We start from the raw sequence: 12,839 nt of genomic DNA on the forward strand, positions 1-12,839 counted from the left end.
ATTATAATGCAAATTAATCCGCCACTACCTTTGTTTATAATTCTTTGTAAGGTTCTTTGTATCTTACTTCTAGCATCAATAGGCATCATATTTATTTTTGTTTGTAATTGCTCATTTACTAATTCATGGAGAGATTTGCCAAACATATTAGTTTCCCAAATTTTTGCAGGATCATTTTCAAACTCTTCTAAAAGATAATTAACTAATTCTTCACTTTGTTTTTCAGTTCCAATTATAGGTGAAACTTCTGTAGCAATATCAGCCCTTATAAGGTGAAGTGATGGTGCATTTGCTTTTAATCTCACTCCAAATCTATGACCATCTTTGAAGGTTTCAGGCTCTAATAATTCTAATTCATCTATACTTGGAGAAACTAGCCCATATCCAGTTTGTTTTACATCTTCAAGTGCCACCCTAATTTTGTCATGTTCTTTTTTAATTTCTGCAAGTTTTGTTACTAGACTTAATATTTGATGTTCCCCTTTAATATCATATCCTGTTGATTCACTTATTACATTGTAGAATATGCTATTATCAACCCCCAAATCTATATTTACTACTCCCCTGCCTAAGTTTATTTCATTTATGTTTGTTTTTTCAACAACATCACATTGGCTCATTATATTAACCGCTTTATTAATTTCACTTAATTTATATATATTAGATGTATTTTCTATTACTGTTTCAATAATTTTTTTCTTTAAAGAATGTTTAGTACTTAATCCATCTACCCAACCAGGTAAATCAATATTAACTTCTTGAATAGGGAATTCTAAAAGCACTTTATTAAGTGTAGAAGTAATATCTTGAATTTCCAAATTCATACAATCTACAGCTATTACAGGAACCTTATATTTTTCTTCTAAATTTTCTTTAAGTGCTAGTGTACTATCAAGTGTTGGGTGCTTTGAATTTAAAAGTATTACAAATGGTTTATCTAATTCTTGAAGTTCTTTTACTACTCTTTCCTCTGATGAAATATAACTTGATCTATCAATATCTGTAAAAGATCCATCAGTTGTAATTACAATACCTATAGTAGAATGATCAGTTATAACTTTTCTTGTTCCTATTTCAGCTGCTTCTTCAAAAGGAATTTCCTTTTGATACCAAGGTGTAGTAACCATCCTTGGCATATTGTTTTCTTCGTGGCCTAATACCCCATCTACTAAATACCCCACACAATCTACCATTCTTACTTTAAATTTAATATTATCTTCTAAAGTTAAATCTACAGCTTCACTTGGTACAAATTTAGGTTCTGTAGTAGTAATAGTTTTACCTGCACCAGATTGAGGCAATTCATCCTTTGCCCTTTCTCTTCTATGCTCATTTTCTATATTTGGTATAACTAACTGATCCATAAACTTTTTAATGAATGTTGACTTTCCTGTCCTTACTGGTCCTACAACTCCAATATAAATGTCCCCATCAGTTCTCTCAGAGATTTCTTTATATATATTGAATTTATCCACTAACGTCGCCTCCCTTATAAATTAAACAAATCATATATCTTCTTAAATTATATATATTGAACTTGAAATCAAAATATTACAAGCATTAAAAAATAACCTTAAAATATTTAAATATTTTAAGGTTATTTTTAAAGTTTTTTTTTTTACATCTCTACTTCATGGGTTTTATCTCTAAGCATAAGATTTATAACTGAATTTTTAACATCCTTGCCTTCATATAAAACTTGATATATTTCATTTATTATAGGCATTTCAACATTTAATTTTTTTGCTAAATTATAAGCAGATTTAGAAGTTTTTATTCCTTCAACTACCATACCAACTTCGCGACTTGCTTCTTCCATAGAAAGACCTTCTCCAATTTTTATACCAGCCCTTCTATTTCTACTATGCATACTTGTACAAGTTACTATCAAATCACCAATTCCAGAAAGTCCTGCAAAAGTCATAGCATTTGCTCCCATTTTTTCTCCAAGTCTTGCAATTTCTATTATACCTCTATTCATTAAAGCTGCTTTTGTATTATCTCCATGGCCTAATCCATCTGATATACCTGCCCCAAGTGCTATCACATTTTTTATAGCTCCTCCAAGTTCTACACCTACTACATCTTCATTAGTATATACTCTGAATTTAGGTGTCATAAAAAACTCTTGAACATATAGTGCCGTCTCCTTATCCTTAGAAGCAACTACTATAGCTGTAGGAATATCCTTTGCAACTTCTTCTGCATGGGATGGGCCTGAAAGAATGGCATATTTTGAGTTTGGAACTAACTCTTTAACTATTTGTGAAATCCTTAAAAGTGTTCCAACTTCTATTCCCTTTGCAACATTTACTATAATCTGATCTTTTTTTATATGATCTTTTATGTTTTCTAAAGTAGCCCTTACAGCTTGAGTAGGAACAGCTAATAATAATATGTCTTTTTCTTTTATAGCTTCTTTTATATTAGAAGTTATATTTATATTACTTGGTAAGATTACACCAGGTAAATATTTTATATTTTCTCTTGATTCATTCATCTCTATTGCTTTCTTTTCATCTCTAACCCACAAATCTACCTTTACACCTTTTTTAGCAAGTAATATAGATAGAGCACTACCCCAACTACCTCCACCTAATACACAAATATTTTTATCCATAAAAAATCCTCCTATTTTGATTTCTGTCCTATTTTAGATTCTTCACCATTTAATAATCTTTTTATATTAGATTTATGCCTAAACACAGCAATAGCAGCTAATACCACTAAAAATAGAATATATTTCAAGTCAAAAGGACGAACTATTAATAAAGCTATAAATGGAACTAAAGATATAGCTAAAACAGATCCTAATGATACATATTTAGTTTTTATAATTATTAATATACCTATTATTATTGCAATTAAAGCAGGAACAGGGTTTATGAATGTTGCAGCACCAATTGTAGTTGCTATACCTTTGCCGCCTTTAAATTTAAGTACAATTGGAAAATCATGACCTATTACAGCAAATACTCCTGCTATTAGACTACCACTATAGCCAAGTAACATTTGACCTATTATTACTGCTATGATACCTTTTAATGCATCAAAAAGAAATGTTATAATAGCAATTTTTTTCCCAAAAACTCTTAAAGCATTTGTAGCTCCAGCATTTCCACTACCTTTTGTTCTAATATCGGTTTTTTTTATCAATTTTCCTAATATAAATGATGTAGAAAAGTTACCAATAGCATAAGATATTAGTATTACCAAAAGGATATTAAGCAAATTACTCTCCCCTTTCCCTAAATTCGAACCAAATAGGTGTACCTTCCAGTCCAAATGAATTTCTTATTTGATTTTCTAAATATCTTGCATATGAAAAATGCATTAATTCTTTATCATTTACAAAAATTATGAATTTAGGTGGTTTAGAAGAAGCCTGAGTTGCATAAAAAATCTTAAGCCTTCTACCTTTATCTGAAGGTGGTTGATTCATAAGGATTGCTTCTCCTACTATATCATTTAATACTCCTGTTTTTATTCTCATAGAATGATTATTTGATACAATTTTTATTAGATCAATAATTCTATTTATTCTCTTTCCTGTCAATGCAGAAGTAAGTATAATAGGTGCATAGGTCATAAAAGATAATTCATTTCTAACTTCTTTTTCAAATTTTAAATATGTCTTATCTTCTTTTTCTATTAAATCCCATTTGTTAACTAATATTATAGCAGCTCTACCATTGTCATGAGCATAGCCTGCTATTTTTTTATCTTGTTCTGTAACGCCTTCTTCTGCATCGATTACAATCAAACATACATCTGATCTTTCAATTGCTGTAAGTGCTCTAACAACACTATATCTTTCAATATTTTCTGTTACTTTTTTCTTTCTTCTCATTCCTGCAGTATCTATAAACACATACTTTTCATCTCCAACATTAAATGGAGTATCAATAGCATCCCTTGTAGTACCTGGAATATCACTTACTATTACACGTTCTTCGCCTAATATTTTATTTATAAGAGAAGATTTTCCTGCATTTGGTTTACCTATAACAGCTACTTTTATAACATCTTCTTCATATCCCATATCTTTATCATCTGGGAAATTAGCTATAACTTCATCTAATAAGTCTCCTATACTATATCCATGACTTGCAGATATCATTATTGGCTCAGATAATCCTAATTCATAAAATTCATATATAGTATCCGGTGGAGTGTGAGAATCCACCTTATTTGCTACTAAAAGTACCTTCTTACTTGATTTTCTAAGCATACTTGCAACTTCTCTATCTGTAGATGTAAGCCCCTCTTTACCATCTACCATAAAGATTATTACATCAGCAGTTTCTATTGCTATTTCAGCTTGATTTCTCATTTGAGATAATATGATATCTTCACTATCTGGTTCAATTCCTCCAGTATCAATCATAGTAAAATAATTATTTAACCATTCACCTTCAGCATATATCCTATCTCGTGTAACACCTGGTGTATCCTCTACTATCGATATTCTTCTTCCTGCAATTCTGTTAAACAAAGTTGATTTGCCTACATTGGGTCTTCCCACTATAGCAAGTATTGGTCTAGCCATATCTTCACCTCTAATTTATTAATGTATTTATAAAATCAAAGCCATTTACTTTTGATATAAATACATCTTTTTTTATTTTGTTTCTTACATCTTCTAAGCTTATATCATCTAAAAAAACTTCTTCACCATTTCTAAGCATTGATTCTGGTATTATAAGTTGATTAAAATCTTTCTTTTCTACATTTTTGATTAAATCCTTACCTGTAATAAGCCCTGACACAGTAATAGTATGACCAAAAAAGTCGTTTTTAACTTCAATAACTTCTATATTTAATCCAGGAATTTTATCACTTATCATTTTAGATATATGGCACATAAAATCATATGCAAGAGTTCCTGTTGCAATTAAAACTTTTTTATTTACTTTTACATCCTTTATTTTAGATAATTCTTCTTCTATACTTGCTTTAAAATCCCTAAGTAAACCAACACCATTTTCTATCTGAGGAAATCCTTCATAATCTTCATATGTTGGTAACTCTCTATTAGCTAAAACATAAAATTCATCTGATGCAAATATAAAGCTACTTCCAAATTCTTTTAGATATTTATTTTGATATTCTTTTATTTCATCTAATAATTTAGTTGATTTTTCCTTATTATAAGCCTCTACCTTTTTAAGTCCTTCCCTGTATTTTGTAAGTCCAACAGGTACTACAGCTACACTTTCTATATTAGGATAAAGTTTTGATAGATCATTTAAGGTGTTTTTTAGTTCAATTCCATCATTTACTCCTGGTATCAAAACAATCTGAGCATTCATTTCTATATTTGCTTCATTAAACCTTTTTAAAATGTCATATAATTTTCCTGCATTTTTATTGTTTAGCATTTCTTCTCGTAAATCTTTATTTGTAGTATGAACAGATATATTTATAGGACTTATTCTATATTTTATAATCCTATTTATATCTTCATCGCTCATATTTGTAAGCGTGATAAAATTACCTTGTAAAAATGAAAGACGAGAATCATCATCTTTAAAATATAAAGTTTCTCTCATATTTTCAGGTAATTGATCTATGAAGCAAAACATACAATTATTTCTACAGCTCTTTGCCTTATCTATTAAAGAATTAGAAAATTCTATGCCTAAATCCTCATCATATTCTTTTTCTATTTCTAAATCCCAAATTTCTCCATTTGCTTTTTTTATCTTAACTATTACGTATTCATCAGAAATATGAAATTTATAATCAATAATATCTTTTATAATATTGTCATTAATAGAAATAAGTATATCACCTACTTCTACATCCATTTCTTCTCCTATACTATGAGCTTTAATATTTTCTATTATATTTATATTCTCATTTATATTTCTTAATTCCATATTATATCCTTCCTAACTTAGTACCTGATTACAACAATTATACCATAATACTTTCTTTTTTCCTATTATACTTACGCTATGTTATCATTATATACCATATAAATCAATAAAAGTGAACAAAAAAACAAGAGCACTTATATAAGTGCTCTTGATGGTAAATCAAAATTGCTTGTAAGTTCATGTACTTCTTTTTTAAGTTTTTCTGAGTCATCAGCTTTTGTTATAGCTCTATGCATAATATCAGCTATAATATCCATTTCTTCTTCCTTCATGCCTCTTGTTGTCACAGCTGGTGTTCCTATTCTTACTCCACTTGTTACAAAAGGAGACTCAGTATCAAATGGTATAGTGTTTTTATTTACTGTAATATCTACATCAGTAAGTAATTTTTCTGCTTCTTTTCCTGTTAAATCATTTGCTTTTGCATCAATTAATATAAGATGATTGTCAGTACCACCTGAAACAAGTGTAATTCCTCTTTTAGTAAGTCCTTCTGCTAGAGCTTTAGCATTTTTTACTACTTGCTTTTGATACTCTTTAAAATCATCTGTTAATGCTTCTTTAAATGCTACTGCTTTGGCACCTATAATATGCATAAGTGGTCCACCTTGAATTCCAGGGAATATTGCCTTATCCACCTTCTTAGCATGCTCTGCCTTGCAAAGAATAGCTCCTCCACGAGGTCCTCTTAGGGTTTTATGAGTTGTAGTAGTTACAAAATCAGCATATTCTACAGGGTTCATATGAATACCTGCTGCTACAAGACCTGCTATATGTGCCATATCAACCATTAAATATGCATCAACTTCTTTAGCTATATCTCTAAATTTAGAAAAATCTATTTCTCTAGGATATGCACTTGCTCCCGCTACTATTAACTTTGGCTTTTCTTCTTTAGCTATTTTAAGTATTTCATCATAATCTATTGTCTGTGTTTCCTTATCTACTCCATATGATACAAAATTATAATATGTTCCAGAAATATTTACAGGGCTTCCATGAGTTAAATGTCCACCATGACTTAAATTCATTCCTAAAACTTTATCTCCTGGTTTAAGTATAGAAAAATATACTCCTAAGTTAGCATTTGAACCAGAATGAGGTTGAACATTTGCATGTTCTGCACCAAATAATTCTTTTAGTCTTTCCCTTGCTAAATCTTCTACTTCATCTACAATTTCACATCCAGCATAGTATCGTTTTCCTGGATATCCTTCTGCATATTTGTTTGTTAATATACTTCCTGCAGATTCAAGTACTGAATCTGTCACATAATTTTCTGATGCAATAAGTTCTAAACCTTCTTTTTGTCTCTTATACTCTTTGTTTATTAGCTCAAATATTTCCTTGTCATGATTTTCAAGACTTTTCAATTTACCATCACCTTTCAAAGTAGTTTAATATAATAATAAACAAAAAATTGCCATTAGTCAAATCTTTATTGTTTATTATTATATGGATGTTATAATAATATAATATAGTGACACTTTAAAAATAAATGTATTAGTATGGGGTGAGTGAATGGAAAGAAGTGAAATTAAAAACTTATTGATATTATCAATACTTGCGGGTAAGATAATGCTTAAAAATGGTGCAGAAACTTATAGGGTTGAAGATACTATTGCAAGGATATGTAAATCAAGAAATATAGACTTTGTAGAGACATTTGTTACTCCAACAGGCATATTTTTATCAGTTGAACATGAAGATGATTTATTTTCTTATATAAAAAGAATCAATTCAATATCTATAGACTTACATAAAATAGAAATGGTAAATGATTTTTCAAGAAATTTTGTATCTACAGATATGACTATATCAGAAGGTATAAAAAAATTAACTATGATAGATCAAGGTATTCCTTATAAAAATAAAATCAGATATTTATTTGCTGGAGTTGCAGGAGGTTTTTTTACACTTATGTTTGATGGAAGTTTACTGGATTTTCTAGCTTCTTTTATAACTAGTTCTTCTCTAATTTTTTTACTAGATCAAATAAAAAAATTACCTATATCATTCTTCTTATCAAATGTAATTGGTGGAATTTTTGTGACATTTTTTGCTGTAATATTATATACCTTAGGTCTTGGTAGCAATATAAATAATATAATAATAGGCTCCCTTATGTTACTGGTTCCTGGTGTTGCTATTACAAATGCAATACGAGATTCTATATCTGGAGATTTCTTATCAGGTATTTCAAGAACTGTAGAAGCTATAATAATAGCACTTGCTATAGCTTTAGGAGTAGGTGTAACCTTAAGAATTATTGTAAATGCATTTGGAAATATTGATAATATAAGGAGTGCTGTAAATGTTTTATTTTAAAAATTTTTTATTTGCCTTCCTGTCTACAATTGGATTTTCTATTATTTTTAATATATCTAGAGATTCCATTATTAAGTCAGGTGTAAACGGAGCTTTAGGATGGATAATTTATATATTATTTGTTAGGGTATTAAATTCCCCTGTTTCTGGTTCTTTTTTTGGTGCCCTAAGTGTTGGAATTATCGGAGAATTTTTTGCTAGAAAGTTCAAAAAACCTGCTACTGTATTTATAATCCCTGGAATTATACCCTTGGTACCTGGATCTGGAATGTATTATACTATGGTCAATATAACTAATAAAAATTTCTTAGAAGCTGCAGAAATAGGAAGTGAAACTATATTTATTGCAGCAGCTATAGCATCTGCAATAATAATTTCAATCTCTAGTGCAAAAATAATTAGAGAAACAAAGATGAAAAAAATGTACAAATAAAAATGTTGCAAGATATTTTATCTTACAACATTTTTATTAATTATTATATTTCATTATTATATTTATTAATTTTTGTATACTTTCTTCACTATCTTTTTCATCTGAGGAATCTCTTTTTATGCAGTTTTTAGTATAGTTTTCTAAAATTATACCTCCAACTTTATTTAAAGCTGATTTAGCTGCTGTGATTTGAACAAGGATGTCTTCACAATATTTATCTTCTTCAATCATTTTTTGAATTCCTTTTATCTGACCTTCAATTTTTCTAAGCCTTGTTATAGAACTTTTCTTTGTAGTTATATCTTCCATATTAAATCCTCCATAAACTATATAACTTTTATAATTTTCAATTGATTAGTTTTATTTTTTTTGATATTATTATCAATTAATTTAAGTAAAAAATAAGATATAACTAAAGCTACAAAACCAGTCAAAATTCCTAGCACTTCATAACTTTCAAATCCAAGATTGTTAAAAAAATAAACACCTGATGATATTCCAACTATAAGCATTATTAAAGGTATTACATAAGCTATAAAAGCAGATTTCATAAGGGACTTAGTTTCCATCTCTATTTCTACGAAATTACCTACCTTTGCACCTATAGTATTTTTTATATTTACTCTCATAGCAGGCACAGAGCACCCTCCACCACAAGATCCACATTTATCTCCACATGCACTAGTTCTTCTAACATCGACTACAGCATAATCATCTTTTGTTTCTACAACATATCCTACTTGATCCATGTTTTTTCCTCCCTATTACTATATCTATATAGTAATAATATCATATAGAAAAACCTATTTCAATTCATCTTTTATTACTTCTATTGAAAGTTCCTTGAGTTGTTCCTTTGTTATCTCAGTAGGAGCCTCTGTAAGAAGTGAGGTTGCATTTTGCGTTTTAGGAAATGCTATTACATCCCTTATATTCTTCATGCCAGTAAGGAGCATTACAAGTCTATCAAGACCATATGCTATACCTCCATGAGGTGGAACGCCATATTTAAAGGCTTCAAGCAAGAAACCAAACTTCTTCCATGCTTCTTCTTCACTAAAACCTAATGCTTTAAACATTGTTTGTTGAAGTTTAGCGTTATTTATTCTTATACTACCTCCACCTATTTCATCACCATTTATTACAATATCATAAGCTTTGGCGCGAACTTTATGCGGATTACTTTCAAGTAAGTCTATATCTTCATCTACCGGATGAGTAAATGGATGATGCTTTGCAACAAATCTATCTTCATCTTCATCATATTCAAATAGTGGGAATTCTGTTATCCATACCATTTCAAATTTATCTTCGTCAATAATATCTAAAAATTTAGCTATATGGCTTCTTAAAAACCCTAGTGAATCAAGAACTATTTTTTCACTATCAGCTACTATAAAAATTATATCTCCTTCATTGGCATCTAAAGTTTTCAATATATTTTCTAATTCTTCCTCGGATAAAAACTTGGCTATAGGAGATTCAATTCCATCATTTGTTACTTTCATCCAAGCAAGTCCTTTTGCTCCATAAGTCTTAACTTCTTTTTCTATTTTAGAAATCTTCTTTTTGCTGAATTTATCTGCATGATTATTTATATTTATAGCTCGAACTGTCCCACCACTATTAACTGCACCACTAAAAACTTTAAAATCTGAATTCTTTACCACATCTGATATATCATTTATTTTAAATCCAAATCTCAAATCTGGTTTATCAGAACCGAAACTATTCATCGCCTCATCATATTTCATTCTCTTTATCGGTAGTTCTATTTCTATACCTTTTATTTCTTTAAATATCTTATAAATTAGTTTTTCATTTAAACTTATGACATCTTCTATATCTACAAAAGACATCTCCACATCAACTTGAGTAAATTCTGGTTGTCTATTTGCCCTTAAATCTTCATCTCTAAAACATTTAACTATTTGATAATATCTATCCATACCAGAAACCATCAAGAGTTGTTTCATAAGCTGAGGTGATTGAGGCAATGCATAAAATTTACCTGGATTTACTCTGCTTGGAACCAAATAATCTCTAGCTCCTTCTGGTGTAGGTTTGTTTAAAACTGGTGTTTCTATTTCTAAGAATGAATTTTCATCAAAGAAATTTCTTATGATTTTTGCTGCTTCATGTCTTATCTTAAGGTTTTTTTGCATTGATGGTTTTCTTAGATCTAAAAATCTGTATTTGAGTCTCATTTTTTCAGATACTTCATCATTATCTTTTATATATATAGGTGGAGTTTCTGATTCATCTAATATTTTAAGCTCATATGCAAAAACTTCTATATTACCTGTAGGTATATCATCATTTTTTGATTGTCTCTCTACTACTTTTCCCCTTACTGCAATTACGTATTCACTTCTTAAACTATCTGCTTTTTCAAAACTTTCTTTTGAAACATCACTATCAAATACAATTTGTGAAATACCCGTTACATCTCTTAAATCTACAAATATTAATCCACCCAAATTACGTCTTTTTTGTACCCAACCCATGAGTATTACTTCTTCATCTATATTTTTTTCTCTTAAATCTCCACACATATGGCTTCTTCTAAGATTTCCTAATCCTTCACTCATTCTTTACCTCCTTATTTTTTTCTTGATATTTTCTACTATGTTTTCTAAACTTATCTCTTCTTGCTCACTAGTTTTCATATTTTTAATTTTTACACTTTTATTTTCTATTTCATCATTGCCTATGACTATTGTATAAGTAGAGTTTAACTTATTTGAATATTTAAATTGTGCTTTTACACTTCTATTTAAATGATCTAAATCTGAAGATATGTTTATTTCTCTTAGATCCTTTACTATCTTCATTGCAAGAGCTTTTGATTTTTCATCCATTGTAACTATAAATATATCTAAATCATCATCTTTAGGTAGCTCTATATCATTGTTTTCTAAAGTAAGAAGTAATCTCTCCATGCCCATTCCAAATCCTATAGCTGGCGTGTGAGGTCCTCCTATTTGCTCTACTAATCCATCATATCTTCCCCCACCGCATACAGTACTCTTTGCACCGATTTCAGATGATATAAATTCAAATGCTGTTTTAGTATAATAATCAAGTCCTCTTACAATTCTTGGATTAACAATATATTCAATCTCTAAATTATCTAAATAAGCTTTAACCATATCAAAATGTTGATTGCATTCATCACACAGGTAATCTAACATTGTTGGAGCATCTTCTAATTGCTTTTGACAATTGTCATTTTTACAATCCAATATCCTCATAGGATTAGTGTCAAATCTAGAGTTACAAGTTTCACATAAATCATCTAATTTTTCATTTAAAAACTCTTTTAAAGCTTGATCATAATTTGGTCTGCATTTAGAACATCCTATACTATTAATTTGAAGTTCAATTCCTTTGATTCCTAATTTCTTATATAAATTATCTAAAATACTCATTACTTCAGCATCAATTGAAGGACTTTCACTTCCATATACCTCTACACCAAATTGATGATGTTCTCTAAGTCTTCCTTTTTGAGGTCTTTCATATCTAAATATAGGAGTTATATAAAAAGTTTTTATAGGTTGTGGATCTGCATATAGTTTATTTTCTATATAACTTCTTGCAGCAGGGGCTGTTCCTTCTGCTTTTAAAGTTATGCTCCTATCACCCTTATCCAAAAAAGTATACATTTCTTTTTGAACTACATCAGTAGTTTCTCCAACTCCTCTTTCAAATAATTCAGTATGTTCAAAAGTAGGTGTCCTAAGTTCTTTATATCCGAAATTATTACAAACTTCTCTAAATACTTTCTCTAGATATTGCCATTTATATGATTCATTAGGTAATACATCTTTTGTTCCTCTTGGCGCTCTTGTTAGCATATTAAAAAACCTCCTAAAATTTATTTTGGGTAAAATAAAAAACTCCTATCCCTATAAACATAGAAAGGGACGAGAGTTTAAGTTTCCCGTGGTGCCACCCAAATTGGTATATAACCCACTTAAAATCTTTAACGCAGATATACGAATAATCCTACTTCAGTTCAAATTATTTACTCTAAGGTGTCTTCATAAATTATCATTACTAATTTTCACCAAATATTAGCTCTCTAAAAATGACAAAATTTATTACTATTCCTCTTCATAGTATGTTTATATTGTATTTATTATAATTTATTAAAAGTTTTCTGTCAACATTTGTTTTAAAGCTTTCATTTT

General features: G+C 29.2%; 12 protein-coding genes and 1 other annotated feature. Of the genes, 2 read left to right on the forward strand and 10 right to left on the reverse strand.

The genetic code is table 11. The annotated features are described in order from the left end of the window. The 6 genes from spoIVA to glyA all read right to left on the reverse strand — a co-directional run. Positions 1-1,475: stage IV sporulation protein A (spoIVA, locus tag ACTHUW_RS11535; protein ID WP_442213345.1), on the reverse strand; the 1,475-nt coding region annotated here is incomplete at its 3' end. A 143-nt stretch (positions 1,476-1,618) separates the two neighbouring features. Beyond that, positions 1,619-2,620, reverse strand: coding sequence for an NAD(P)H-dependent glycerol-3-phosphate dehydrogenase (locus tag ACTHUW_RS11540; protein WP_442210388.1), 1,002 nt, complete (start codon positions 2,618-2,620; stop codon positions 1,619-1,621). Positions 2,621-2,631: 11 nt separating this feature from the next. Then, on the reverse strand, positions 2,632-3,231 hold the full coding sequence (gene plsY, locus ACTHUW_RS11545; protein ID WP_442198045.1) for a glycerol-3-phosphate 1-O-acyltransferase PlsY: 600 nt from the start codon (positions 3,229-3,231) through the stop codon (positions 2,632-2,634). Between the two features lies 1 nt (position 3,232). Further along, positions 3,233-4,549, reverse strand: a complete 1,317-nt coding sequence (der, locus tag ACTHUW_RS11550; protein WP_442198044.1) for a ribosome biogenesis GTPase Der — start codon at positions 4,547-4,549, stop codon at positions 3,233-3,235. Positions 4,550-4,559: 10 nt separating this feature from the next. Further along, entirely contained in the window at positions 4,560-5,882 is a 1,323-nt protein-coding gene (locus ACTHUW_RS11555; protein WP_442198043.1) for a DUF512 domain-containing protein, read from the reverse strand. A gap of 134 nt (positions 5,883-6,016) precedes the next feature. Then, positions 6,017-7,255: a serine hydroxymethyltransferase gene (gene glyA, locus ACTHUW_RS11560; RefSeq protein ID WP_442198042.1), complete on the reverse strand. Its 1,239-nt coding sequence runs from the start codon at positions 7,253-7,255 to the stop codon at positions 6,017-6,019. Between the two features lie 148 nt (positions 7,256-7,403). Here glyA and ACTHUW_RS11565 point away from each other — a divergent pair, with 148 nt between their 5' ends. Beyond that, positions 7,404-8,210: a threonine/serine ThrE exporter family protein gene (locus ACTHUW_RS11565; protein ID WP_442198041.1), complete on the forward strand. Its 807-nt coding sequence runs from the start codon at positions 7,404-7,406 to the stop codon at positions 8,208-8,210. Beyond that, positions 8,197-8,643 carry a threonine/serine exporter family protein gene (locus tag ACTHUW_RS11570; RefSeq protein WP_442198040.1) on the forward strand — a complete coding sequence of 149 codons (447 nt, stop codon included), beginning with the start codon at positions 8,197-8,199 and terminating at the stop codon, positions 8,641-8,643. The genes ACTHUW_RS11565 and ACTHUW_RS11570 overlap by 14 nt, the downstream gene beginning before the upstream one ends. Positions 8,644-8,679: 36 nt before the next feature. Here ACTHUW_RS11570 and ACTHUW_RS11575 read toward each other — a convergent pair whose 3' ends face one another. Genes ACTHUW_RS11575 through hisS form a run of 4 tightly spaced genes read right to left on the reverse strand, consistent with a single transcriptional unit; the run spans position 8,680 to position 12,503 of the window. Beyond that, on the reverse strand, positions 8,680-8,952 hold the full coding sequence (locus ACTHUW_RS11575; RefSeq protein ID WP_442198039.1) for a metal-sensitive transcriptional regulator: 273 nt from the start codon (positions 8,950-8,952) through the stop codon (positions 8,680-8,682). A gap of 17 nt (positions 8,953-8,969) precedes the next feature. After that, on the reverse strand, positions 8,970-9,392 hold the full coding sequence (locus ACTHUW_RS11580) for a SoxR reducing system RseC family protein (protein WP_442198038.1): 423 nt from the start codon (positions 9,390-9,392) through the stop codon (positions 8,970-8,972). A gap of 54 nt (positions 9,393-9,446) precedes the next feature. Then, positions 9,447-11,234, reverse strand: a complete 1,788-nt coding sequence (aspS, locus tag ACTHUW_RS11585) for an aspartate--tRNA ligase (protein WP_442213347.1) — start codon at positions 11,232-11,234, stop codon at positions 9,447-9,449. Positions 11,235-11,237: 3 nt separating this feature from the next. Continuing rightward, a complete protein-coding gene (gene hisS / locus ACTHUW_RS11590) occupies positions 11,238-12,503 on the reverse strand; it encodes a histidine--tRNA ligase (RefSeq protein ID WP_442213349.1) in 1,266 nt (421 codons plus the stop codon). Between the two features lie 62 nt (positions 12,504-12,565). Then, positions 12,566-12,775: a binding site (T-box leader), on the reverse strand. Positions 12,776-12,839: the final 64 nt, after the last annotated feature.

The organism is Senegalia sp. (in: firmicutes), assembly GCF_052088025.1.
GTDB lineage: Bacteria > Bacillota > Clostridia > Tissierellales > SIT17 > Anaeromonas.